Here is a 24,158-nt window from a genome sequence, read left to right as displayed (position 1 = left end):
TCAGCCTTCCTGGGTCTGTTCGGCCGTCCCGGCGGCGCGGGCGCAGGCCCGCCGCAGGACCCGCCGGGTGAGTTCGTCGGCCAGGTGCCGCTTGTAGTCGACCGGCCCGCGCTGGTCCGCCACCGGGTCGCAGGCCTCGGCCGCCAGAGCGCCGGCCTCGGCGTACAGCTCCTCGGAGGGTTGCTTGCCCCGCAGCAGTTCGGCGGCCTCCGCGACGGTGTGGTCCAGGCCCAGCGCCGTCAGCCCGACGGCGGCCTCGGCGATGCTGCCGTCCGCCGCGAGGGTCACGGCCGCGCCGGCAGCTCCGACCGCCCAGTCGCCCACGCGCCGCTCCACCTTCTCGTAGGCGCTGGAGGAACGGGGCCGAACCGGGAACCGGACTTCGGACAGCAGCTCGTCCGCCCCGACGGCGGTCTGGTACGGGCCGCGGTGGAAGTCCCGCATCGACAGGATGCGCTCGCCGCCGGGGCCGCGGACCACCGCCACGGCGCCGAGGACGTCGCAGACCGTGGAGAGGTCCTCGGCCGGGTCAGCCTGGCAGAGCGAGCCGCCGATCGTGCCGCGGTTGCGCACCACCGGGTCGGCGATGACGCGTTCGGCGTCCCGGACAATCGGGAACAGCCGGGCGATTTCCTCCGACTCCAGCAGTGTGCTGTGCCGGGTGAGGGCGCCGACGCGCAGCTCCCCGCCGCCCTGCAGGATGAAGTCCAGTTCAAAGAGGTCGTTGATGTCGATCAGCCACTCGGGCCGGGCGAGGCGGAGCTTCATCATAGGAAGCAGGCTGTGGCCGCCGGCGATGATCCGCGACTCCGGGCCGTGGCGTGCCAGGAGCTCGAGCGCGTTCTCCACGGTGGTGGCGCGAACATAGTCGAATGGAGCCGGAATCTGCATAGTCCCACCTCACTCCGGGGCGCAGGCAACGTCGCACGGCGCCGGTTTAAGGCAAGTGTTGCCCCGCCCCGAGAGGGGTGTCAATATCGACATAAGCGAAAGGTTATGAAGCCGTGTCGATGACGTTGAGCCAGCTGCGGACGTTCGCGCTGGTGGCGCGGCTGGGCTCCCTGCACGCCGCGGCCACGGCCCTGGGCGTCAGCGAACCCGCGGTTTCCGCGGCCCTGGCGGCGCTCCGGCAGGATCTCGGCGATCCCTTGTTTGTGCGGGCCGCGGGCGGGATCTCGCTGACCCCGGGCGGGCGGGCGCTGGCGGACTACGCGCAGGACATCGTCGGGCTCGCGGACCAGGCCCGCTGGGAGGTCGCCAACGCCAAGAACGACGCCGGGCGGCTGAAAATTGCAGCCACCGCCCCGTTCGCCGAACATGCGGCGGGCCGGCTGCTGGATCTGTTCACCAAACGCGTCCCCGGCGCTTCCGTGGACGTGGTCGCCGTGGCTGCGGAGGACCTCGCCGGTCTGCTGCTGGAGCGCGCCTATGACATCGCCCTTGGTGCCAGGCCGCTGGCCCCCGCCGGCACCCCGGCCGCCGACCCGGGCATTGAGTCCGTCCCGTTCCTGCGCTACCAGCGGGTCTTCGTCGCGGCCGGCTCCGACCCGCTGGGCCGGGTGCGCGGCCCGCTCGGCGTGGAGCGGCTGCTCGGGCGGCCGTGGTTCGCCGGCCCCGCGGGCATCCTGGACAGCTCGGAGGAGGGGCGCTGGCTCGCGGGCCTCGGCGTCGTGCCGGAGATCATCAGGCTCAGCAGCGAGACCGACGCCCTGGCCGCCGTGCGGGCAGGGGAGGGAACCATGCTCGCCGTCGGGCACATCGTCCAGGCCGAGGTCCGCAGCGGCGCCCTGCTCCGCCTGCCCATCGCCGGCACCCCCGTTCCGGGACTGTGGTGGGCCAGCACGCTGGATCAGCACCGCACCACCACCATGGCGAAAACCCTGCAGCGCTTTGTCCGCACCGCGGACGCGACGGCGGCCATGGTCGCCCGCGGCGGTTCCCGCGGCTTGGAGCGGCGCGGTTCGAAGTTCCACGTCGCGTTGTGGAGCTAACGGCCGGCACACCGGGGCCGGCGTTGCCTGTGTCGCGTTGCACATTGGCCGGATTCGGTGCTACCCCTTGAGGGACAGCCGATCGACGTTTGTACCGACGAAGAGGAGTAGCACATGACTTTGCCCCGAGATGAAGACAGCTCGCTGCGGCACTGGAGCGCCCGCCTGATCCAGGCCCTGCAGATCCTGGATCTGGAAGTCGACCACGAGAAGATCGTCCAGGTCGCGGACGAGTCACTAAAGGCCGTGGGGCCGCACGCGGATGCCATCAGCGCGTTCATCGTGGGCTATGCCGCGGGGACGGCCTCCACCAACGGACGCAAGAGCACCCAGGAAGCCGTGCACGCCGCCTCCAACAAGGTCATCGAACTGTGCGAACACGGCGAATCCGGCGGCCCGGACGAGAAGGGCTGGGCCAAGCGCGCCCAATAGCATCCTGGCACCCTGTGCCGCCAACCCACCTCCGGGGGACAGGCCCTTCCTTGGCGGCCAACGATGGACATATAGGCATTATGTCCAGTGGCCGCGGCACGGACTGGGCATGTCCTCCGAAGCGTAAGCGCTCCCGATGGGGCATGCCCATCCTTGGCGGCCAACGATGGACATATAGGCATTATGTCCAGTGGCCGCGGCCGGGATTGGGCATGTCCTCCGAAGCGTGAGCCCTCCCGATGGACATGCCCTCCCTTGGCGGCGAAGGATGGACATTCAGGCATTATGTCCAGTGGCCGCAGCCGGGACTGGGCATGTCCAGTGGCTGCGGCACGGACTGGGCATGTCCGCTGGTGCTGGCGCGCGGCAGCACATTTGCCGTGGTCCCTGGCGCCGGGCCTAAGGGACTTGCCCTTCGCGTGACGCCAAGAATGGACCTATTGGCAATATGTCCAGTGGCCGTAACCGGGGTTGGGCATGTCCAGAGGCGCCGGGCCTACGGGACATGCCCCGCGGCGGCGGCCTACGCCGGCGTCGCCGCTCCGGGGGCCGCGTGCAGCCGGGCTGGGCTGTCCGGCGTCTGGTCCAGGCTCGGTTCGAGCCGGACGATGACCGCCTTCGAGACCGGCGTGTTGCTGCCTTCGGCCGTGTGGTTGAGCGGCACCAGCACGTTGGCTTCGGGGTAGTACGCTGCGGCGCAGCCCGGAGCCGTCGGGTAGGAGACCACCCGGAACTTGCGCAGCACACGCTCGACGCCGTCCTGGTATTCGCCGTGGATGTCGACGTAGAGCCCGTCCGAGAGGCCCAGTTCGCTGATGTCGTCCGGGTTGACGAACACCACGTGGCGGCCCTTTTTGATGCCCCGGTAGCGGTCGTTGTGGCCGTAGATGGTGGTGTTGAACTGGTCGTGCGAGCGCATGGTCTGCAGGATCAGCGTGCCCGCGGGCCGCTCCACGTGTTCGAGTTCGTTCACGGTGAGGACGGCCTTGCCGGTCGGCGTCGGGAATGTGCGCGAGTCGCGGGGGCCGTTGGCGAGGATGAAGCCGCCTTCCTGGCGGATCCGCTCGTTGTAGTCCTCGCAGCCGCCCACCACCCGCGAGATGTGGTCCCGGATCAGGTCGTAGTTCTTCTCGTAACCGTCCCAGTCGGCCCTGATCTTGTCGCCGACCAGGGCCTTGCCGAGGCGGCTCAGGATGGCCGGTTCGGAGAGCAGGTGGTGCGAAACCGGTTCCACGCTGCCCCAGGACGGGTGCACCGCGCAGACGGTGTCCTCCACCGAGACGAACTGCTCGCCGGACTCCTGGATGTCGATCTCGCTCCGGCCCATGGTGGGCAGGATCAAGGCTTCGGCTCCGGTCACCACATGGGAACGGTTGAGCTTGGTGGAGACCTGGATGGACATTTCCGTCCCGGCCACCGCGGCCTCGGCGGCGTTGGTGTCCGAGATGGCGCCGACGAAGTTGCCGCCCATGGCCATGAAGACCTTGATTTCGCCCTCTTGCATCTTGTTGATGGTTTCCACCGCGTCCACGCCGTGCTCGCGGGGCGGTTCGAAGCCGAACTCCTCGCCCAGGGCTTCCATAAAGGACTGCGGCATTTGTTCCCAGATGCCCATGGTCCGGTCACCCTGCACGTTGCTGTGCCCGCGGATCGGCGAGGCGCCGGCACCGGGCTTGCCCATGTTGCCTCGCAGCAGGAGCAGATTGATGATCTCCTTGATAGTTGCCACGCCCTTCTTCTGCTGCGTGATCCCCATGGCCCAGGTGATGATGACCTTGTCGGCCTTCAGGTAGCGGGCGGCCAACTCGTCGATTTCCTCGGTGCGCAGCCCGGTCGCTTCCAGGACGGCCTGTTCGTCCAGCAGGGCCAGATGCTCCTTGAGTTCCTCGAGGCCCTCGCAGTGCTCGGCGAGGAAGGCGTGGTCCAGGACGGTTCCGGGGTTCTTCGCCTCGGCGTCGAGGACGCGCTTGGAGACCGCCTGGAGCAGGGCCATGTCTCCGCCGATGCGGATGTGCAGGAACTGGTCCGCGATGGAGGTGCCGCGGCCGATGATGCCCTTGACCTTCTGCGGGTTCTTGTAACGGTGCAGGCCGGACTCGGGCAGCGGGTTGACGGCGACAATTTCGCCGCCGTTGTGCTTGCAATTCTCGAGCTCGGTGAGCATGCGCGGGTGGTTGGTGCCAGGGTTCTGGCCCATGATGATGATCAGGTCGGCGTCGGCGTAGTCGTCGAAGTTGACCGTGGCCTTGCCGATGCCGATGGTCTGCCCCATGGCCCAGCCCGAGGACTCATGGCACATGTTGGAGCAGTCCGGCAGGTTGTTGGTGCCGTAGCCGCGGACCAGGAGCTGGTAGAGGAACGCAGCCTCGTTGGAGGTCCGGCCGCTCGTGTAGAAGGCGGCCTCGTCGGGGGAGGCCAGCCCCTTGAGTTTCCCGGTGATGATGCGGATTGCTTCGTCCCAGCCGATCGGCTTGTAGTGGTCCTCGCCGGCGGCCTTGTAGACCGGTTCGGTGAGCCGGCCCTGCATGCCCAGCCAGTAATCCGAGCGGTTCCGCAGCTCGCTCACCGAGTTTTCCGCCCAGAATGACGTCGGGATCACCACCGGCGTCGCCTCCCAGGTGACGGCCTTGGCGCCGTTCTCGCAAAACTCGAAGGCCTTCCGGTGGTGCGGGTCCGGCCAGGCGCAGCTGGGGCAGTCGAAACCGTCCTTCTGGTTCATCTTCATGACCGTCTTGCGGGTCCGGTTGAGGCCCATCTGCTCCACGGCCGGGACCATCGAATGATAAACGCCCGGGACACCGGCAGCCCAATGCTTCGGTCCCTTGCCGACCTCCAGGTCTTTTTCGCTGGTTTCCTCAATGCGCGGAGTCTTACGAGTCACGACAACTTCCCTTCTGCAGACGCCGCCGGGCATCCGACGGCGGGCATAACAACACTACGCACCCTACCTTCACGCTCCTTACAGGCCTATCAGCTCGCCCGGAGCGCCGCAAGCAATTGGGCAGATCCTGCGGCTTGCTGGGCCCTCCGAACGCTGTGCGCCGTCGGCAGAGGGAGGCCGGTCCAAGTTTTCGCAAGGACCGGCCTGCATTCTGTTAACACCATCAGCTTCTGGATGTGGGTTCACATCCTCCGGCACCCGGCGTCCTGACGCGGTACAGGAGCGGGCGCCGCGTCCAGGGGCAGCATGGTGGTACCGCCGGCTGGCGGGTTCCCAGCGACCCGTCAGCCGGCCACCAGCATTTTCTGGATCTCCCGGCGCAGGACCTTGCCGATCAGCGAGCGCGGCAGCTCCTCCAGGACCACCACGCGCCGCGGCACCTTGTAGGCCGCCAGCTGCCGGCGTGCGAATTCCTGGAGGGCAACGGCGTCGACGGTGGCTCCGGGGGCCGGTACGACGGCGGCCACCACGTCCTCGCCGCCACCGGCCCGGGGCAGTCCGACGACGGAGACCTCGGCGATGCCGGGGAATTCGGCGAGCACGTCCTCCACCTCCGTGGGGGAGATGTTGAAGCCGCCGGAGATGATGAGTTCCTTGATCCGGTCCCGGATCGTGACGAAGAAGTCATTGTCCACCGAGACGATGTCGCCGGTGCGGAACCAGCCGCCCTCCAGCAGCGCCTCCTCGGTCTCCTGCGGCCGGTTCCAGTACCCGGCGAACACCTGCGGCCCGCGGATGAGCAGTTCGCCGGGTTCGCCCGGTCCCCGGTCGATCAGGACGTTCTGCGGGTCCACCACGCGCATGTCGGTCAGCGGGAACGGCACACCCACTGTGCCGGGCTTACGGCTCGGCCCGAACGGGTTGCCCACCGAGATGGGGGAGGTCTCGGTCAGCCCGTAGCCCTCGATCAGGTAGCCGCCGGTCGCCTTCTCCCAGGTTTCCACCGTCGCGGCCGGCAGGTTCATCGCCCCGGAAATGGAGTAGCGGATGCCCTTGAGGCTGACGCCCTGCCGGGCCGCCGCGGCCGCGAGCCGGTCGTAGATCGGAGGCACCGCGGGCAGGAAGGTGGCCGGGGATTTCCGGTGCGCCTTCAGCACCAGGTCGACGTCGAACTTGGGGAACAGCACCAGCCTTGCGCCGGTACTCAGGGCGAAGGTCATGCACAGGGTCAGCCCGTACGCGTGGAACATGGGCAGCACCGCGTACACGGTTTCGCGCCCGTCCTTGAGGCCCGGCACCCAGGCCCTGCCCTGCGCGGCGTTGGCCTGCAGGTTGGCGTGCGTGAGCATGGCGCCCTTGGGCGTCCCGGTGGTGCCGGAGGTGTACTGCAGCACGGCCAGGTCCTCCGGCGCGGGGCGCGGGTACCGCTTCTTCAGTTCACCGGCGTCGAGCAGCTCGCGCCACGGCAGGACCTGACGCCGGGCGCCGCCGGCCTGGCGGGCGGACTGCTGGCCGGCGGACGGTTTGCCGGCGGACAGGGCGGCCCGCGCGCGGCGCGCTGCCGGCAGCGGCAGCCGCAGCGCGAGCCGCTTGACCAGCGGCATCGCCGGGATCAGTTCGACCGAGACGACGCTCTGGAGCCCGACGTCGGCCGGGAGCTGCAGCACCCGTTCCACCGCCTTGTCCCAGACGATCGCGACGGCGGCGCCGTGGTCCTCGAACTGGTGCCGCAGTTCACGGTCCGTGTAGAGCGGGTTGTGCTCGACCACCACAGCGCCGAGGCGCAGCGCGGCGTGGAAGGCGACGACGTGCTGCGGGCAGTTCGGCAGGACCAGGGCTACCCGGTCGCCGGCCTTTACGCCGAGCTTCTTCAGCCCGGCCGCCGCCCGGTTGATCTGCGCGCCCAGCTCCCGGTAGCTGGTGGTGGCGCCGAAGAACTCCAGCGCGGTCTTAGCGCCGAAGCGCCGGACGGAGGAGTCAATCAGGTCCACGAGGGAACCCTTGGGCAACTTGAGGTTGGCGGGGACTCCCGGGCTGTAGTGCTTCGTCCACGGCCGGTCCGCCCAGGGGACGCCCGGGACCGGGGCGCCGCGGGTGGGTTTCTTCTTCATGCTCAGTCCTTGCCCTTGGGAATGGCGGTGTCCGGCTCTCGCCCCGCCCTCACGCCGGCCAAAAGAGCCTGCCCAAAAAGCCTACCGGTGCGGGCGCCGCCGGCGTGCATGCCCGGGTGCCCGGTGCCTGCTGTGACCGTGACTTTCGGCCCTAGGGGAGGGGCCGGATTGCGCGGAAGGTGGGTTTGACGGACTCGGGAACGGAAGCACCATGAAACACGAGCAGCCGACCCTCCGGTTCTTCGGTGCCACCGACACTGTGACCGGTTCCCGCTACATGCTTGAAGCCGCCGGACGCCGGGTGCTGGTCGACTGCGGGCTGTTCCAGGGCTACAAACGCAGCCGTGAGCGCAACCGCATGCCCTTTCCCGTTCCGCCGCGTTCGATCGACGCCGTCGTCCTCACCCATGCGCACCTGGACCACACCGGCTACGTCCCGGCACTGGTGCGGGACGGCTTCACCGGACCCGTGATCGCCACCGACGGCACCACGGACCTGTGCAAGCTGATCCTGCCGGACAGCGGCTACCTGCAGGAGGAGGAGGCCCGCTACGCGGCCCACCGCGGATCCTCCCGGCACAGCCCGGCGCTGCCGCTGTACACGGCCGCGGACGCCGTGAAATCGCTCAACAGCTTCCAGGTCCGCGACTTCGACGACCCGCTGGACCTTGGCGGCGGGATGGAACTGACGTTCGTGCCGGCCGGGCACATCCTCGGCGCGGCGCAGGTCCACGTCCGGATCGGCTCCCAGTCGGTGCACTTCACCGGCGACCTGGGCCGCGCGGATGATCCGTTTATGTTCCCGCCCCGGCCGCTGGGCGCCGTCGACGTCCTCGTGACCGAGTCCACCTACGGAAACCGGTTGCACTCCACGCTGGATCCCGAACAACAGCTCGCGGAGATCATCACGCGGGTCGCCAAGCGCGGCGGCGTGGTGATGTTCGCCGCGTTCGCCGTCGGACGGGCCGAGACGCTCATGCTGTACCTCTCCCGGCTCCGCCGCAAGGACGCGATCCCGGACATCCCGGTCTACCTGAACAGCCCGATGGCGATCGACGCCTCCGGGATGTACCAGCGGCACCCCGAGGAGCACCGGCTCAAAAGGGACGAATACGAGCACATGTACAGCATCGCCAAGCTCACCCGCAGCGTGGACGACTCCAAACTGCTGAACCTGCGCGGCGGGCCGATGATCATCATTTCCGCCAGCGGCATGCTGACCGGCGGCCGGATCCTGCACCACCTCGCCGCCTACGGCCCCGACCCCAAGAACGCCATCATCCTCAGCGGCTACCAGGCCGGCGGCACCCGCGGTGCCACGCTGGCCGCCGGGGAACGGGAGCTGCGGATCTACGGGGAGGACGTGCGGATCCGGGCCGAAGTCATCCAGATGGAGAACCTGTCCGCGCACGCCGACACGGACGGCCTGATCAGCTGGATGAAAGCGGCACCGCGGGAACCGCGGATGACCTACATCACGCACGGAGAACCGGAGGCCGCCGACGCGCTGCGGGTCCGGATCAAGCGCGAGCTGGGCTGGCGGGCCCGGGTTCCGGAGCACCTGGAACGCATCGACATCGGGGATCCGCGGTGAACCCGGGCACCGTCACCAGGGCGTCCCTCCTCGGCGAGATCCACTCGCTCGCGCGCCAGCTCCGCAGCGACCGCGACCTGGACGGCCTGGTCCGGCGCGCCGCGGAGTGCCGCTTCACCGCGATCGGGGAAGCCTCGCACGGCACCCACGAGTTCTACACCTGGCGGGCCACGCTCAGCCGCCGGCTGATCGAGGAGCAGGGCTACACCTGGATCGGTGTGGAAGGGGACTGGCCCGACTGCTGGCGGATTAACCAGTGGGTCCGCGGGCTCAGCGGCCAGGACCAGGGCGTCCATGCGCTCCTCGCCGGATTTCAGCGCTGGCCCACCTGGATGTGGGCCAACGAGGAAGTGGCCGGGTTCCTGGACTGGCTGCGCAGCTGGAATTCCCGCCGGCCCGCGGCGGAACGGGTCGGCTTCTACGGCCTCGACGTCTACTCGCTCTGGGACTCGCTGCGCGAGATTATCGGCTGGCTGCAGGAGCACCTGCCCGACGCCGTCCCCGCCGCCATGCGCGCCTGGCAGTGCTTCCTGCCGCACCACGAGGACCCGCACCAGTACGCCTGGAGTACCCGCCTGGTGCCAAACTCCTGCGAAGCCGACGTCGTGGCCCTGCTCAGCGAGGTCCGGAGCCGGGTGTTCAGCCCGGGCGATCATGACGAGGAGGCCTTCGACGCCGTCCAGAACGCCGAAGTGGCCGCCAATGCCGAGCACTACTACCGGATCATGGTCCGCGGCGACCGGCAGTCCTGGAATGTCCGGGACCACCACATGGCCGACACCATCGACCGGCTGGGCCGCCACCTGGGCGCTGGGTCCAAGGGCATCATCTGGGAGCACAACACCCACATCGGGGACGCGCGCGGCACCGACATGGCGCAGGACGGGCTGGTCAACGTCGGCCAGCTTCTGCGGGAACGGCATGCCCCCGAAGGGGTCCTGCTGGTGGGCTTCGCCTCCCACCGCGGCACGGTGATCGCCGCGGACGCCTGGGGGACGCCGGAGCGGATCCTGCCCGTCCCCGCCGCCCGGCCCGGCAGCCATGAGGACTTCCTGCACGAGGCCCTCGGCGTGCCCGCCGTGCTGGAGTTCGGCGACGACCGGACCGGCCCGTGGCAGTCGAGCTGGCTGGGACACCGGGCCATCGGCGTCGTCTACCACCCGGAGCGGGAACATGGGAACTACGTCCCGACCCGGATCGGCGAGCGCTACGATGCGCTGATCTGGCTGGAACAGACCGCGGCGCTGCGCCCGGTGCACCACGAAGGGCCGGCCGTGGAGCCGGAATTCGAGACCGAACCGACCGGTTTCTAGGGCGGCCGTAGCCGCTCCGGCATTCCGCGGCTGCGGTACATCACGACGGCGGCCGGGACGTACCAGAGCAGCGGCACCAGCCGCAGCACCGTGGTCAGCCAGCCCGTGGGTGCCAGTGCGCCTTCCGTCGGGACGAGCGAAAAGACCGAGGTGAACGCCGCGGCGGCCGCCGCGGCGGCGATGAGCCCGAGCCACCGCGGATACGCCCGCAGCCGGAGAGACAGCAGCGCGACGGCGCTGAACATGATTCCGGCGGGCAGATTCGCCAGGTTCAGCGTCACCAGGCAAAGGTCGGCCACCGCCCCCGCCACGTCCGGCGTAGTGTGCGACTCCGCCGGAAGCGTGAGGGTGAGCTGGGCGGCCTGGCCGAGGACGTTCATGCCGCAGGCGAGGACCCCGGCACCCAAAGTGAGGGCGGAGAGTGTGCCGGGAGCCTTTTCGGTGCGCAACAGGTATCCGCGGACGTAGGCCAGGAACCACAGCAGGGCGGCCGAGCTGAAGACGAAGAGCATACTCTGGGCCAGGATCGTCGTGCGGTTGGCGAGCAGGTAGCCGGCGTAGCCGGGGTCCCCGGCCGCCGGCCATGGCCCGCTGAGCGCGCCTTCCAACGCACCGCCCACGATGCCCAGAGCAACGGAGAGCAGGCCGCTCAGTGCCCCGGCTCCGCTGCCGGGGTAGGAACAGTCCTTGGGCGGCGTCTGCCGGTGGCCGTGCGTGTCCATGGCGTGTCCCGTCCTGGCGTCCTGGTCCGCTGCACTGCGGTCGGGGTTGCGGCTGATCCTGGCCGGGACGCTACCGGCGGCCGGAGCGTCCCGGTGAGGGGCTTAAGGCCCTAACCGGCCGCCGGGGCCCGGGGCACACTGAAGTGTCGGCAGAGCCTCGGTGCTGCCGGCGAGTCATGCCAAACAGCAGCGGCCTTCAACGGCCCCGCCTCGGTCTCAGCAGTGGTCACAGAACGGTGCGCTGCCGGGACCCCTGATCGGGGTCACGCACACGTTCGCGCCATGGAAAAGAGCAGGATTCAGGATGAGTAAACCAATCGTCGTCGGCATCAATGGCTCGGCGGGCAGTGAGGCCGCGTTGACGTGGGCGCTGAAGCGCGCTGCCGCGCAGAAGCTCCCGGTTCTGTGTGTCCACGCCGTGGACGACCGCTGGATGTCCCCGGACTTCCAGTACCACGAGCTCATCCGCGAATCCGGGATGGAACTGCTGGAGAAGGCCAAGACCAGTGCAAAGAGCCAGGCCCCCGACGTCGACGTTGACGTCCAGTTGCGGCACGGAAGTCCCGGCTCGGGCCTGCGCGAGGCCTCGAAAGAAGCCTCCATGGTTGTCGTCGGCGCCCACGATAAACACTGGATGGACGGCGGACCCATGACGGACCGCGCCCTCCAGATCGTGACCGCCTCGGACAGCCCGGTGGCCGTCATCCCGAGTACACCCGGAACCGGCAGCCACGGCGTAGTGGTGGGGGTGGACGGATCTGAGGAGTCGCTACAGGCGGTCGCGTTCGCTGCCGCCGAGGCTGACCGCGGCGGCGACGAACTGACCGTGGTCCTGGCCTTCCGCAGCCCGGCCCGCTGGGTTGAACACCAGCTGCCCGAGAGCGGTCTCGCCGAGACGATCGTCGAAGAGGACCGGATCGTCCTCGCCGAATCGGTGGCCGGGCTCGGCGACAAGTACCCGGACCTGGTCATCCACCAGCGCCTCGAAACCGACACCGAACCGGCGAAAGCGCTCACCGACCTGGCGCGGGACGCGCGCCTGCTGGTGGTCGGCAGCCGCGGCCGCGGTGGCTTTTCCCGGCTGGTGCTTGGCTCCACGGCCCACGCCGTGCTGCTGAACGTGACGAGCCCCACCGTGGTGACGCGGGTGCACAAGGTCAAGCACGGGGACTGAGGCGCCAACGCCTGCGGTTACCCGCGGAGCCCCCTTCACGGAGGGGGCTTTCCGCTGTCTTTGCCGGGTGGGAGGATGTTGCCGTGGATTCCCTTTTCAATTTCGTCGGCCACTACTGGTGGCTTGTGTTTCCGATCAGCGGCCTCCTGGGGGCTGGGCCCGTTCCTGGAGCAAGGCCGCCGAACGTCGGCACCGCCGGAAGGTGGAACTGTACCGGCTCAGGAACCACCAGACCGAAGTCGAGCAGGCCGGCAGGAGCCAGGTGCAGGCACTTGTGGACGCCCACGATGCGGTCAACCGGCGCTGGCTGGACTACGAACTGGACGTCGGTAAATTAATTGATTTCCCCGTCATGACCGACGTGCGAGAACCCCTCACTGTGGCGTTCCTGAGGGCCAAACGCGAAGCCGACGGACTCCGGCCCGCCACCGCCGCCGACATGTCGACGGCGGCCCGGCTGGCGGAGTACCGGGCAGCGGTGCGCAGCTTCGAGCTGGCCTTCGACGTCGCCGAGCGCGAGGCCCGGCGGATTCGGGACAGCAATTTCACCGGCCCGGAACGCGAGCGGCTCGCCACTGCCCGGAAGCTGCTGCGGATCGCCTCCGATGCGGCCGCCACCCCGGCTGAACGGCAGACAGCCTACAAGCGGGCCAGACGGGAGCTGGACGGCCTGATCGTGCTGCCGGAAGCAACGCTGGCCTCCCTGGAGGGGAAGATCGCCGGCATGCTCGACGCGGGACAGACCCACAGCCGTCCGCCCGTCTGAGCCGCGGCAGGCCACGGCGGCGGCACACGGGCGCGTTGTTTTGCCCAGCACGCATAGACACGTACGATCTACTGGGTTTCAGGACAGCTTTGGTGAACTGCGCAAGGGATTCCAGCTTAAGAGCAGATGAACAGTGACCAACAGGGCCGCCACGGTTAATGAAACTGCTGACCGTCGACTCTGCAGATTGGGCAACAGGTGGAAATCACCGTAATGGTGGCGCTAGTGATAACGCTGCCGCTGTTCTTTGACTTCACAAACGGGTTTCACGACACCGCCAACGCGATGGCCACGCCCATCGCGACCGGTGCGATCAAGCCGAGGACCGCCGTCGCCCTGGCGGCCATGCTGAACCTCGTGGGCGCGTTCCTCTCCACCGAAGTGGCGAAGACGGTGTCCGGCGGCATCATCCGGGAAGGTTCCGACGGTGTCCAGATCACCCCGGACGTCATCTTCGCGGGCCTGATGGGCGCGATCCTCTGGAACATGATCACCTGGCTGAAGGGCCTGCCCTCCAGCTCCTCGCACGCACTCTTCGGCGGCCTGATCGGCGCGGCCATCGCCGGTATCGGCCTGCACTCAGTGAACTTCACCTCGGTGGTCCAGAAGGTCCTGCTGCCGGCCGTCTTCGCGCCCGTGATCGCCGCTGCCGTGGCCTACGTCTGCACCCGGCTCGCCTATGCGCTGACCTCCCGGCACGACCCCGAAACAGGCAGCAAGCTCACGCAGAAGCGCGGCGGTTTCCGCACCGGGCAGATCTTCACCTCAAGCCTCGTGGCCCTCGCGCACGGCACCAACGACGCGCAGAAGACCATGGGCATCATCACCCTGGTCCTGATTTCTGCCGGCAGCCAGGCCCCCGGCACCGGCCCGCAGTTCTGGGTCATCGCTGCCTGTGCCCTCGCCATCGCCGTGGGCACCTACTCCGGCGGCTGGCGCATCATCCGGACCATGGGCACCGGGCTGACCGACGTGAAACCGGCCCAGGGCTTCGCCGCCGAGACCAGCACCGCCGCCGCCATCCTGGCCTCCTCCCACCTGGGCTTCGCCCTGTCCACCACCCACGTCGCCTCGGGGTCGGTCATCGGCTCGGGCATGGGCCGGCGCGGCACCTCCGTGCGCTGGACGACGGCCCGGAAGATCGTCGTCGGCTGGCTCTTTACCCTCCCGGCCGCGGGCATCGTCGGCGCCCTGACTGCGATGCTGGTGCACACCGTCACCGTCGGCTTTGTCATCGCCGCCGTCGCCGGGACCGCCGCAGTGGTGTACATGTTTGTGGCCTCCCGGAAATCCCACGTCGGCCACCACAACGCCGTCGAGGTTGAAGAGGCCGGCCAGGCCATCCGGTTCGCCAAGAAGAAGGCCGCGGCGGTCAGCCGCACCAACAACTCCAAGGATGGCCGCAAATGAAATGGCTCGAACTCGTCCTCGTCGCGGGGGCAACCCTCGTCGCCGCGGTGACCGTCGTCGTCCTCTACGCCCTGGGCGTCCGGCTCACCGCCATTGCCGGTGACGTGCGGACCAACCAGCCCGGCTGGGTCCGGCCGCTCTCCTACGTCTGCTTCGGCCTCTGCGGCGTCGCGGTGCTCTTCGGGCTGTACCTGATCATCCCGTACTTCAGCAAGTAGGTCCTCCTCGGCAGCGGGGCGGCCGCGGGCGCTCTGGGAAAGGGCTGCGCGAGTGGCTACGCTGGGTCCATGCCGACTTTCCAGTACTTTGTAGCGGCCTCGCTGGACGGCTTCATCGCCACCGCGGACGACAACCTCGACTGGCTCCTCCAGTTCGACGGGTACGCCGGCGGCATGGAGAGCTACGAGGCGTTTATGGCCGACGTCGGCGCGATCGCGATGGGCGGCGAGACCTACGCGTGGCTCCGGAAGCACGAAGCCGGCACCTGGCCCTACCCCGGAACCCCGTGCTGGGTGTTCACGCACCACGAACTGGCGGCCCCGCAGGGCGCCGATGTCACCTTTGTCCGTGGACCGGTGACCGAATTCGCGGAGGACCTGAAGGCGGCGGCCAGGGGCCGGAACGTCTGGGTGGTGGGCGGGGGAGTCCTTGCCGCCCAGTTCGCCGACGCCGGCCTGCTGGAGGAGCTGATCGTCTCGATCATTCCGGTGGTGCTGGGCAACGGGAAGCCGCTGCTGCCGCTGGCCCGGCCGACGGCGCCGCTGGAGCTGCTTGCCTCGCGGACCATGGGCCGCGGCATCGTCGAACTCCGCTACCGCGTCCCCGGCACCACCTGAACCACGGGGCCGGCCCCGGGGCCCCGGCCCTGACGACGCCGCCCGGCGCCCCGGCGCTCCGGGCAGGCGCTCCGGGCCGGCTTGCCCGCGGGCTACCCGTCGATATCGCGGAGCAGGTTTGTGATCCGCGCGGTGGAAAGCCGGCGGCCCTGTTCGTCGGTCATGACAATTTCGTGCGTGGCCAGGGTGCCGCCCAGATGGATGGCGGTGCAGGTGCCCGTCACGGTCCCGGCGGAAACGGCGCGGTGGTGCGTGGCGCTGACGTCAATCCCCAGCGCCTGCCGGCCCGGGCCGGCGTGCATGCCGGCGGCAAAGGACCCCAGCGTTTCGGCGAGCACCACGTGCGCGCCGCCGTGCAGGATCCCGGCCACCTGCGTGTTGCCCTCCACCGGCATAGTGGCCACCGTGCGCTCCGGGCTCAGCTCCACAAAGTGGATGCCCATCTTCACGACGAGGGCACCGACGCCCATCCGGCCCAGCCAGTCGTGCAGTTCCGCGGGAACCCCGGCGGCTTCCAGTTCGGCGGCGAACGGGGCTGGCGTGAAATTGTCGATCATGGGAACTAGGCTGGCACCTGTGAGCGAAACTACCAAACCGGCCCTTTCCCCTTCCGCGACTGACCTCCTCCCGGCAGCTGAGCCCGCATCAGCAGACGCGGCGAAGCCCGCCGGAAAGACCGGCCGGGCCGCGGCGTCTGTTTCCGCCACCGAGGCGCCGGTGATTCCGCTCACGGACCAGCCCCGCCTGCTAGTGCTGGACGGCCACTCCATGGCCTTCCGCGCGTTCTTCGCCCTGCCCGCGGACAAGTTCTCCACGGCCACCGGCCAGCACACCAACGCCGTGCACGGCTTCACCTCCATGCTGATCAACCTGATCAAGGAACAGAAGCCCACCCACGTGGCCGTGGCGTTCGACGTTTCCGACGACACCACGCACCGCAAGGCCGAGTACGACGGCTACAAGGGCGGCCGCAACGAGACCCCTCGGGAAATGAGCGGCCAGATCGACCTGATCGACAAGGTCATGGGCGCGTGGGGCATCAAGACCATCAAGATGCCCGGCTGGGAAGCCGACGACATCCTGGCCACCCTCGCCGCCATGGGTGAACAAGCCGGCTACGAGGTGCTGCTGGTCTCGGGCGACCGCGATGCCTTCCAACTCATCACCGACAACGTGTTCGTGCTCTACCCGCGCAAGGGCGTCAGCGACATTCCCCGGATGGACGCGGACGCCATCCAGGAGAAGTACTTCGTCAGCCCCACCCAGTACTCGGACCTCGCCGCCCTGGTGGGCGAAACGGCGGACAACCTCCCCGGCGTCCCCGGCGTCGGCCCCAAAACCGCGGCCAAATGGATCAACCTCTACGGCGGCCTGGAAGGCGTCCTCGAGAACCTCGACGCGATCGGCGGCAAGGTGGGCGACGCCCTCCGCGAGAACGTCGAGGAGGTCAAGCGCAACCGGCGGCTCAACCGGCTGCACACCGACCTCGAACTGCCCGTCACGCTGGAGGACCTCGCGGACCCCCGGCCAGACCAGGCCGCCCTCGAGGACCTGTTCGACACCCTCGAGTTCAAGACCATCCGGACCCGGCTCTTTGCCCTGTACGGCAGTGAAGTCACCGAAGCCGAGCGTGAAAGCCTCGACACCCCGGACTTCGTCACCCCCGCGGACGCCGACGAGCTGGCAGCCTTCCTCGCGGCCGGCGCCGGCAAGCGGTCCGCCCTCGCCGTCGACCTGGTGCCCGGCCGGATCGGCGAGGATGCCGCCGCCCTGGCGATCGTCCGCGACGACGCCGCAGCCTACATTGACCTGGCCGGCCAGGACGCCGCAGCCGAAAACATACTCGCCGCCTGGCTGGCCGACGCCGGAGCAGCCAAGGTGATGCACGGGTTCAAGGCCGCCCTGAAGGCGCTGACCGCCCGCGGCCTGGAGCTGGAAGGCGTGGCGGACGACACCTCCATCTCCGGCTACCTGATCCAGCCCGACCGCCGCAGCTACGAGCTCGCAGAGCTGGCCCAGCACCACCTCAACATCTCCGTATCCACCGAGGCCGCCAAGGCCGGCCAGCTGGAGCTGGCGTTCGACGGCGACGACGCCGCCGCCGCGGGAGCGCTGGTCCACGAGGCCGCCGTCGTCCGGGCCCTGAGCCACTACTTCGAGTCGGAACTCACGGAGCGGAAGGCCCAGGACCTGCTGACCACCCTGGAGCTGCCGGTCAGCCGGGTCCTGGCCAACATGGAACTCGCGGGCATCGCCATCGACATGACCCGCATGGACGAGCAGCTCTCGGACCTCGCGAAGGTGATCGACAACGCCCAGGAGCTGGCGTTCGCGGCCATCGGGCACGAGGTCAACCTTGGCTCGCCGAAACAGCTCCAGACCGTCCTGTTCGACGAGCTCGGCCTGCCCAAGACGAAGAAGATCAAGTCCGGCTACACCACCGACGCGGCCTCGCTCAAGAACCTGCTGGAGAAGACCGGGCACGAGTTCCTGGTCCAGCTGATGGCGCACCGCGAGTCCTCGAAGCTGCGCCAGATGCTGGAGTCGCTGAAGAAATCCGTCACAGAGGACGGGCGCATCCACACCACCTACGCGCAGAACGTCGCGGCCACGGGCCGGATCTCCTCCAACAACCCGAACCTGCAGAACATCCCCATCCGCAGCGAGGAGGGCCGCCGCGTCCGGGGCATCTTTGTGGTCAGCGAGGGCTACGAATGCCTGCTCTCCGCGGACTACTCACAGATCGAAATGCGCATCATGGCTCACCTCTCCGGCGACGCCGGCCTGATCCAGGCCTACAAGGACGGCGAGGACCTGCACCGCTTCGTGGGCTCCAACATCTTCCACGTGCCCACCGACCAGGTGACCAGTGCCATGCGCTCCAAGGTCAAGGCGATGTCCTACGGCCTCGCTTACGGCCTGACCTCGTTCGGGCTGTCCAAGCAGCTGGAAATTTCCGTGGACGAGGCGCGGACCCTGATGAAGGACTACTTCGACCGCTTCGGCGCCGTCCGCGACTACCTCCGCGGCGTTGTGGACCAGGCCCGGATCGACGGCTACACCGCCACCATCGAGGGCCGGCGCCGTTACCTGCCGGACCTGACCAGCACCGACCGCCAGCTGCGCGAGAACGCCGAGCGGATAGCGTTAAACTCGCCGATCCAGGGCTCGGCGGCGGACATCATCAAACGGGCCATGCTCGGTGTCTCCGGCGCGCTGGCCGAGCAGGGCCTGAAGTCCCGGATGCTGCTGCAGGTCCATGATGAACTGGTCCTCGAAGTCGCCGAAGGCGAACGCGAGGCCGTCGAGGAGCTGGTCACGGAACAGATGGGCGCCGCGGCGCAACTGTCAGTTCCGCTCGAAGTACAGATCGGCGTCGGCACCAGCTGGTACGAGGCCGGGCACTAACACCGGCGGGCAGCCGCCGCCCAGCATTATTCGTTTCTAGGGCGCAGTAAATTCCAGGGGGAGAAGCACGTGGCGAAGCACTACGAAATCCGGCGGTTCCGTGCGGCCGGGAAGGAATCGTCGGAGTACGCCCGGGGAGTGTCCTGGCTCCGCGGCGTCGGCATCGGGTTCTACGACGAGCAGCACAAAGACGAGTTCATCGACAAGGTCATGGCGATGTACCGGGTGGACAACCGTGAAATGACGGGCGTCTACCAAACCGATGCCGTGGCACCGCACGCCGTGTCCGCCGACGTTCCGGTGGCCACGTTCGCCACCCTGCGCAAGAATTTGAACATCGGTTACGGGCGGCAGCTTGAGGCCCAGCTGGTCACCGCTGTCACCGTGCGCGGAACGCACCGCCGGCAGGGACTACTGCGGCGGATGATGACCGAGGACCTCGCCGCGGCCAAGGCCGACGGCGTCCCCTTCGCTGCCCTCACGGCCTCGGAGGCGTCGATTTACGGACGGTTCGGCTTCGGTGTGGCCACTTTCGAGCGCGACATCAAGCTGGAGACCGGCCCGCGGTTCCGGCTGCGCCACGAGGCCAGTGGTTCGGTGGAACTCGCGGACCGGAAGGAACTGCTGGAACTGGCGCCGGCGGTGTTCGAACGCACCCACGGCGCCACACCCGGCTCAATCATGCGGCAGGAAGCCTACCGGCTGCGGGTCTCCGGAACGCTGGCCCGCGACGGCGGCGAGGACAACGCGATCAGGTGCGCCCTGCACTACGACGCGTCCGGAACCGTCGACGGTTACGTCTCCTACAAGTTCGCCGGCTGGGAGACCGAACCCGCCACCGTGGAGATCGTGGACCTTGTGGCCGCCACCGACGCGGCCTACCTGGAACTGTGGCAATTCCTCGGCAACATGGATCTGATCCGGCGGGTCACCTGGAAGGAAGCGCCGGTGGACAATCCTCTGGCCTGGGCCCTCGAGGATCCCCGCTGTATCGAGTCGTCCGACCACGCGGACATGCTCTGGCTGCGCGTTCTGGACCCGGTCAGGGTTTTGGGCGCCCGGCGTTACTCCACCGACGGCACCCTCGTACTGCGCGTTACCGACAGCCTCGGCTTCGCCGCCGGTACGTACGCCGTGGAGGTCACCGGGGGAGAGGCGACGGTCACCGAGGCCGCCGACGCGGACCCGGAGCTTTCGCTGGACGTCGCGGACCTCGGCTCCATCTACCTGGGCGCGGTCTGCCCGGTGACCCTGAAAGCCGCCGGGCGGATCACCGAGCACACCCCCGGAGCCGCGCTGACCGCCCGGCTGATGTTCGCCGTCGAACGCGCGCCGCACTGCCTGACGCACTTCTAGGCAACCGGTCCCGCACGGCCCGTCGGGTGCTGCCGGCGGGCGCCGTCGCGCTTTGACCGGCGTTGGCGGAACCGACTAGACTAAACGGGCGTGTACTACGTGCGCGCATTCAATCCACAAAATCAGGATGACCCGGCGGATCGCCTTTGATCTGCCGTGCTCCCCACCCGTGTCGCCGACGCGGACGGGACGGTTTGCCTGACCGACTAACTATCCACAACGGAGCCCCTACTACATGACCATCACCTCCACCGAGAAGCCCGGTACCCCCGTAGTCGCGATTAACGACATCGGTACCGCTGAGGACTTCCTCGCAGCAGTCGACGCCACCATCAAGTACTTCAACGACGGGGACCTCGTCGAAGGTACCGTCGTCAAGGTCGACCGCGACGAAGTTCTGCTCGACATCGGTTACAAGACCGAAGGTGTCATCCCCTCCCGCGAGCTGTCCATCAAGCACGACGTTGATCCCGGAGACGTCGTCTCCGTCGGCGATCTCGTCGAGGCCCTGGTGCTCACCAAGGAAGACAAAGAAGGCCGTCTGATCCTCTCCAAGAAGCGTGCTCAGTACGAGCGTGCCTGGGGCGACATCGAGAAGGTCAAGGAAGAAGACGGCGTCGTCACCGGCACCGTCATCGAGGTTGTCAAGGGTGGTCTTATCCTCGACATCGGCCTGCGCGGCTTCCTGCCCGCATCCCTCGTCGAGATGCGCCGTGTGCGCGACCTTGCTCCGTACATCGGTCAGCAGATCGAAGCCAAGATCATCGAGCTGGACAAGAACCGCAACAACGTTGTGCTGTCCCGCCGTGCCTGGCTCGAGCAGACCCAGTCCGAGGTCCGCTCCACGTTCCTCAACAAGCTGGAAAAGGGCCAGGTCCGTCCCGGCGTCGTTTCCTCCATCGTCAACTTCGGTGCCTTCGTGGACCTGGGCGGCGTAGACGGCCTGGTTCACGTTTCCGAGCTGTCCTGGAAGCACATCGACCACCCGTCCGAGGTTGTCGAAGTTGGCCAGGAAGTCACCGTCGAGGTTCTCGAGGTCGACCTGGACCGCGAGCGCGTCTCCCTGTCGCTCAAGGCTACGCAGGAAGATCCGTGGCAGACCTTCGCCCGCACCCACGCCCTCGGGCAGGTTGTTCCGGGTAAGGTCACCAAGCTGGTTCCGTTCGGCGCGTTCGTTCGCGTTGAAGACGGCATCGAAGGCCTGGTCCACATCTCCGAGCTCGCCGTGCGCCACGTTGAACTGGCCGAGCAGGTTGTCTCCGTCGGTGACGAGCTGTTCGTCAAGGTCATCGACATCGACCTCGAACGCCGCCGCATCTCGCTGTCCCTCAAGCAGGCCAACGAGGGCGTCGACGCCGAGTCCACCGAATTCGATCCGGCTCTCTACGGCATGGCCGCAGAGTACGACGAAGAGGGCAACTACAAGTACCCGGAGGGCTTCGACCCGGAGTCCAACGAGTGGCTTGAAGGCTACGAGACGCAGCGCGCCGCCTGGGAGCAGCAGTACGCTGACGCCCAGACCCGCTGGGAAGCCCACAAGAAGCAGGTTGCCCAGCACGCTGCCGACGACGCTGCAGCTGCAACGTCCGGCGAGAGCGACTCCGGCACCACCAGCTACTCCTCCGAGCCGGCTGCCGAGTCGAACGCAGGGGCCGGTACCCTTGCTTCGGACGAGGCTCTCGCCGCTCTGCGCGAAAAGCTGACCGGCAACTAGTTGCCGCCGGCCCGGGTCGCTCCGGGCCAACCACAGCGGGTCCCTGCCACGTGCAGGGGCCCGCTTTGGGTTTAACGGGGTGGCCGCGGTGCGGGTGGCTGTGCGGGCGACTGTGCGCGCCTGTGCGTGACTTGCCGACGTTCCGCGACGGACATGCCCCTTCCCGGGCCCGTGCAGTGGACATAACCCGTATATGTCCACTGCACGCGGCGTGCGTTGGACATGTCCATAAGCGACCTGTGTCCGGTACGGGGCTGGGAATCGCGGCGGGGGAGTCGCCACGGGCGGCTTGCGGCGCTTTTAGGTGGCCACACCCAGGAGCCGGTCCGTGGCCCCATCGGGGATCCCGCCGAAATACTTGTCGAGGATCTGCCGGAACACCGGATCCTCCGGTGCCGCCCGAAGGAACAGGGTCGACGACGAATGCAGCTTGCGTGCGTCGATGCCGCCGAGGATCTGCTCCGCGCTCCGATCCTCGACGGCGAGGACGGCCAGGCAACACTCACGGAGGCGGGCGCCCAACAGCGGGTGGCTGAGGTGGGCCCGCGCTTCGTCCAGGAAGAAAGGGCATACTTCCGCGAGGTCGGACTCAGGCCGAGGCCAGCAACCTGCGGGAAGATGAACCACATCCAGTGGCTTCGCTTGTCGCCGGCGCGCAGCTCCGAGAGTGCCCGCTGATAGGTGCCCGCGGCGTCCTGGGCTTCCTCGAAACGCACGAGCTTGAAGGGGTCGTCCACGTCACCTCTCCTCGTCCGGCCGATCATATCTGTCCCGCCGTTCCGCGGATCGGGAGTGCGGCCTCCCCTCATCCAAGCACGCAGAGCACCCCGGCGACACTTCCGCACCGTGCCGGCCCTAGCGTACTCGCCAAGGCTCGGCGGGGTGCAACGTCCACGGACGGGCATGTCCATTGCTTGGGACAGGCAAAGGGCATGCCCGACGGGGTGCAAGGACCACGAACGGGCATGTCCATTCCTGGGCCCGGACCTTGGACATAGTGCCATTATGCTCATTCCCTGAGCCGGGAGATGGGCATGAACGTTGCTTGGGGTAGGCAGAGGGCATGCCCGACGGGGTGCAAGGACCACGGACGGGCATGTCCATTCCTGGGCCCGGACGGTGGACATAGTGCCATCATGCTCATTCCCTGAGCCGGGAGATGGGCATGTCCATCGGCCGGGGGAGGGCTGCTGGCACCCCGCCCTAACCGTGCCCCGGTCTAGCCCAGGGTGAAACGTGCTTTGACCCGTTGGCCGTCGGCGGCGAGTTCCGCGCCCAACGATCGGAGCAGGGCCTGCGCGGCGGTGTTGCCGGCCGTCGTTTCCGCCTCCAGCAGGTCCGCCCCGGCTGCCGCGGCCGCCGCCTTGACCAGGCGCAACGCCTCCGTGCCGATGCCGCGGCCCCGGAAGCTCCGGCCAAGCCAGATGCCGGTCTCCAGCGCCCCGCCGTCGCGCGTGAACGGTCCCGCGCCGGTGGCGGGGACCCGGGCCAGCCGGATGGAACCGGCCAGTTCGCCGTCGGCGGTTATGGCCCAGGACTTCTGCCGTGCCGGGCCGTCGATGCCGGCCGCCGCGGCGTGGTGATAGGCCCGGAACCAGCTGATCCGCTCCGTATTCCAGCCCGCGGCGGTCCCCAGCGGCGGGGTGACCTCGTCCGCGTCCGCGTCGTGCAGGGCGACCGCCAGCAGGCGCTCCAGCACCGGATCCGTCACGTCCACCAGCGCCACCACGGGCACCTGCTCAGCTGATGGCGACATCGATCCACTCCGTTTCTCCGGGCACCAGGGCGGCGCTTCCGGCCGAGAGCGCCGCGAGGCGGTCGGCGGCCTGCGACAGAGACGCCGGTTCGTCCGGGAGCGCCAGCCGAAGAACCGTCGTCTGCGCATCATAGCGGGCGCCGGCCATCACATAGCCCGCCGCGCGCAGGTCGTTCTCGAGCCTGCCCGCGGCGGCATGCGGCACCGGCACGCCGCAGATCCGCAGCCGCTGCCGGTGCACCAGCGGCGCCAGCGCCAGCGCTGAGGACACGGACTCGGAGTAGGCCCGGACCAGGCCTCCCGCACCCAGCAGGATCCCGCCGAAATACCGGACCACGACGGCGGTCACGTCGCTGAGGTCCGCCACACCGGGCGCGGTTTCGCGCTTCAGCAGCGCCTCCAGCATCGGGAGCCCGGCCGTGCCGGAAGGTTCGCCGTCGTCGCTGGAACGCTGCACCGAGCGGTCCGGGCCGAGCACAAAGGCCGAGCAGTGGTGGCGGGCGTCGTGGAACTCCCGGCGCAACGACCCGAGCAGTGCACGGGCGCCCTCCTCGTCGGCGGTGCGCCGGAGCACGGTGATGAACCGGGAGCGTTTGATCTCCAGCTCGTGCCGGAACCCGTCGCCGGCCGCCAGAGTGGTGTACGCCGTGGCCCCGCCCCTGGGAGAAACCGCGTCATCTGGCACCGCTTCAGT

The 24,158-nt window shown here is 68.4% G+C and carries 18 protein-coding genes and 2 pseudogenes; 12 read left to right on the top strand and 8 right to left on the bottom strand.

Annotation, left to right across the window (positions count from 1 at the left end; all coding sequences use genetic code 11):
• Positions 1–891 carry an FAD binding domain-containing protein gene (locus AC6I9V_RS00835; protein WP_497897984.1) on the bottom strand — a complete coding sequence of 297 codons (891 nt, stop codon included), beginning with the start codon at positions 889–891 and terminating at the stop codon, positions 1–3.
• 119 nt (positions 892–1,010) lie between these two features.
• Here AC6I9V_RS00835 and AC6I9V_RS00830 point away from each other — a divergent pair, with 119 nt between their 5' ends.
• Positions 1,011–1,991 carry a LysR family transcriptional regulator gene (locus AC6I9V_RS00830; RefSeq protein WP_497900220.1) on the top strand — a complete coding sequence of 327 codons (981 nt, stop codon included), beginning with the start codon at positions 1,011–1,013 and terminating at the stop codon, positions 1,989–1,991.
• Between the two features lie 114 nt (positions 1,992–2,105).
• Entirely contained in the window at positions 2,106–2,423 is a 318-nt protein-coding gene (locus tag AC6I9V_RS00825) for a DUF6457 domain-containing protein (RefSeq protein WP_497897983.1), read from the top strand.
• Between the two features lie 523 nt (positions 2,424–2,946).
• Here AC6I9V_RS00825 and AC6I9V_RS00820 read toward each other — a convergent pair.
• Together AC6I9V_RS00820 and AC6I9V_RS00815 are read right to left on the bottom strand one after the other, a co-directional pair.
• Positions 2,947–5,304, bottom strand: a complete 2,358-nt coding sequence (locus AC6I9V_RS00820) for an FdhF/YdeP family oxidoreductase (protein ID WP_497897982.1) — start codon at positions 5,302–5,304, stop codon at positions 2,947–2,949.
• 344 nt (positions 5,305–5,648) lie between these two features.
• On the bottom strand, positions 5,649–7,415 hold the full coding sequence (locus AC6I9V_RS00815; RefSeq protein WP_497897981.1) for a long-chain-fatty-acid--CoA ligase: 1,767 nt from the start codon (positions 7,413–7,415) through the stop codon (positions 5,649–5,651).
• A gap of 211 nt (positions 7,416–7,626) precedes the next feature.
• On the opposite strand from AC6I9V_RS00815, the gene AC6I9V_RS00810 reads away from it, so the two are divergent.
• A complete protein-coding gene (locus tag AC6I9V_RS00810) occupies positions 7,627–9,009 on the top strand; it encodes an MBL fold metallo-hydrolase RNA specificity domain-containing protein (RefSeq protein WP_497897980.1) in 1,383 nt (460 codons plus the stop codon).
• Complete coding sequence (locus tag AC6I9V_RS00805; protein ID WP_497897979.1) at positions 9,006–10,322, top strand: erythromycin esterase family protein; 1,317 nt, start codon at positions 9,006–9,008, stop codon at positions 10,320–10,322. The genes AC6I9V_RS00810 and AC6I9V_RS00805 overlap by 4 nt, the downstream gene beginning before the upstream one ends.
• On the opposite strand, the gene AC6I9V_RS00800 is transcribed toward AC6I9V_RS00805, so the two are convergent.
• Entirely contained in the window at positions 10,319–11,044 is a 726-nt protein-coding gene (locus AC6I9V_RS00800) for a hypothetical protein (RefSeq protein ID WP_497897978.1), read from the bottom strand. The genes AC6I9V_RS00805 and AC6I9V_RS00800 overlap by 4 nt on opposite strands.
• A gap of 304 nt (positions 11,045–11,348) precedes the next feature.
• Here AC6I9V_RS00800 and AC6I9V_RS00795 point away from each other — a divergent pair, with 304 nt between their 5' ends.
• The 5 genes and pseudogenes from AC6I9V_RS00795 to AC6I9V_RS00775 all read left to right on the top strand — a co-directional run bounded on the left by AC6I9V_RS00795 (position 11,349) and on the right by AC6I9V_RS00775 (position 15,230).
• Entirely contained in the window at positions 11,349–12,218 is an 870-nt protein-coding gene (locus AC6I9V_RS00795) for a universal stress protein (protein WP_349411630.1), read from the top strand.
• Positions 12,219–12,301: 83 nt separating this feature from the next.
• A pseudogene (locus AC6I9V_RS00790) lies at positions 12,302–12,984 on the top strand (hypothetical protein).
• A 198-nt stretch (positions 12,985–13,182) separates the two neighbouring features.
• The gene (locus AC6I9V_RS00785; protein WP_497897977.1) at positions 13,183–14,394 is read left to right on the top strand and encodes an inorganic phosphate transporter; all 1,212 of its coding nucleotides are present in this window, start codon (positions 13,183–13,185) and stop codon (positions 14,392–14,394) included.
• On the top strand, positions 14,391–14,612 hold the full coding sequence (locus AC6I9V_RS00780; protein WP_349411627.1) for a hypothetical protein: 222 nt from the start codon (positions 14,391–14,393) through the stop codon (positions 14,610–14,612). Before AC6I9V_RS00785 ends, AC6I9V_RS00780 begins: the two co-directional genes overlap by 4 nt.
• Positions 14,613–14,681: 69 nt before the next feature.
• Entirely contained in the window at positions 14,682–15,230 is a 549-nt protein-coding gene (locus AC6I9V_RS00775; RefSeq protein WP_497897976.1) for a dihydrofolate reductase family protein, read from the top strand.
• Positions 15,231–15,322: 92 nt separating this feature from the next.
• Here the strand turns inward: AC6I9V_RS00775 and AC6I9V_RS00770 are convergent, their stop codons facing one another.
• Complete coding sequence (locus AC6I9V_RS00770) at positions 15,323–15,787, bottom strand: hotdog fold thioesterase (RefSeq protein WP_497897975.1); 465 nt, start codon at positions 15,785–15,787, stop codon at positions 15,323–15,325.
• Positions 15,788–15,998: 211 nt separating this feature from the next.
• On the opposite strand from AC6I9V_RS00770, the gene polA reads away from it, so the two are divergent.
• The 3 genes from polA (at position 15,999) to rpsA (ending at position 21,708) form a co-directional block, all read left to right on the top strand.
• The gene (gene polA, locus AC6I9V_RS00765) at positions 15,999–18,638 is read left to right on the top strand and encodes a DNA polymerase I (protein WP_497900219.1); all 2,640 of its coding nucleotides are present in this window, start codon (positions 15,999–16,001) and stop codon (positions 18,636–18,638) included.
• A 69-nt stretch (positions 18,639–18,707) separates the two neighbouring features.
• Complete coding sequence (locus tag AC6I9V_RS00760; RefSeq protein ID WP_497897974.1) at positions 18,708–19,994, top strand: GNAT family N-acetyltransferase; 1,287 nt, start codon at positions 18,708–18,710, stop codon at positions 19,992–19,994.
• A 235-nt stretch (positions 19,995–20,229) separates the two neighbouring features.
• Positions 20,230–21,708, top strand: coding sequence for a 30S ribosomal protein S1 (gene rpsA / locus AC6I9V_RS00755; protein WP_349411623.1), 1,479 nt, complete (start codon positions 20,230–20,232; stop codon positions 21,706–21,708).
• 300 nt (positions 21,709–22,008) lie between these two features.
• On the opposite strand, the pseudogene AC6I9V_RS00750 reads toward rpsA, so the two are convergent.
• The 3 genes and pseudogenes from AC6I9V_RS00750 to AC6I9V_RS00740 form a co-directional block, all read right to left on the bottom strand.
• Positions 22,009–22,472, bottom strand: a pseudogene (locus AC6I9V_RS00750) (DUF1810 domain-containing protein).
• 455 nt (positions 22,473–22,927) lie between these two features.
• On the bottom strand, positions 22,928–23,464 hold the full coding sequence (locus AC6I9V_RS00745; protein ID WP_349411620.1) for a GNAT family N-acetyltransferase: 537 nt from the start codon (positions 23,462–23,464) through the stop codon (positions 22,928–22,930).
• Positions 23,448–24,149 carry an IMPACT family protein gene (locus tag AC6I9V_RS00740; RefSeq protein ID WP_349411619.1) on the bottom strand — a complete coding sequence of 234 codons (702 nt, stop codon included), beginning with the start codon at positions 24,147–24,149 and terminating at the stop codon, positions 23,448–23,450. The genes AC6I9V_RS00745 and AC6I9V_RS00740 overlap by 17 nt, the downstream gene beginning before the upstream one ends.
• Between the last annotated feature and the right edge of the window lie 9 nt (positions 24,150–24,158).

It is taken from the genome of Arthrobacter sp. SlRoot2-15 (genome assembly GCF_059739345.1).
The sequence above is the reverse complement of the archived record's forward strand: the minus strand, read 5'-3'. Positions and strand labels throughout refer to the sequence as shown.

Coding starts and splice junctions, on each gene's coding strand:
- AC6I9V_RS00795 (WP_349411630.1), top strand. CDS start 11,349: ATGAGTAAACCAATCGTCGTCGGCATCAATGGCTCGGCGGGCAGTGAG.
- AC6I9V_RS00825 (WP_497897983.1), top strand. CDS start 2,106: ATGACTTTGCCCCGAGATGAAGACAGCTCGCTGCGGCACTGGAGCGCC.
- AC6I9V_RS00800 (WP_497897978.1), bottom strand. CDS start 11,044: ATGGACACGCACGGCCACCGGCAGACGCCGCCCAAGGACTGTTCCTAC.
- AC6I9V_RS00810 (WP_497897980.1), top strand. CDS start 7,627: ATGAAACACGAGCAGCCGACCCTCCGGTTCTTCGGTGCCACCGACACT.
- AC6I9V_RS00835 (WP_497897984.1), bottom strand. CDS start 891: ATGCAGATTCCGGCTCCATTCGACTATGTTCGCGCCACCACCGTGGAG.
- AC6I9V_RS00815 (WP_497897981.1), bottom strand. CDS start 7,415: ATGAAGAAGAAACCCACCCGCGGCGCCCCGGTCCCGGGCGTCCCCTGG.
- rpsA (WP_349411623.1), top strand. CDS start 20,230: ATGACCATCACCTCCACCGAGAAGCCCGGTACCCCCGTAGTCGCGATT.
- AC6I9V_RS00830 (WP_497900220.1), top strand. CDS start 1,011: ATGACGTTGAGCCAGCTGCGGACGTTCGCGCTGGTGGCGCGGCTGGGC.
- AC6I9V_RS00745 (WP_349411620.1), bottom strand. CDS start 23,464: ATGTCGCCATCAGCTGAGCAGGTGCCCGTGGTGGCGCTGGTGGACGTG.
- AC6I9V_RS00780 (WP_349411627.1), top strand. CDS start 14,391: ATGAAATGGCTCGAACTCGTCCTCGTCGCGGGGGCAACCCTCGTCGCC.
- polA (WP_497900219.1), top strand. CDS start 15,999: ATGGCCTTCCGCGCGTTCTTCGCCCTGCCCGCGGACAAGTTCTCCACG.
- AC6I9V_RS00770 (WP_497897975.1), bottom strand. CDS start 15,787: ATGATCGACAATTTCACGCCAGCCCCGTTCGCCGCCGAACTGGAAGCC.
- AC6I9V_RS00775 (WP_497897976.1), top strand. CDS start 14,682: ATGCCGACTTTCCAGTACTTTGTAGCGGCCTCGCTGGACGGCTTCATC.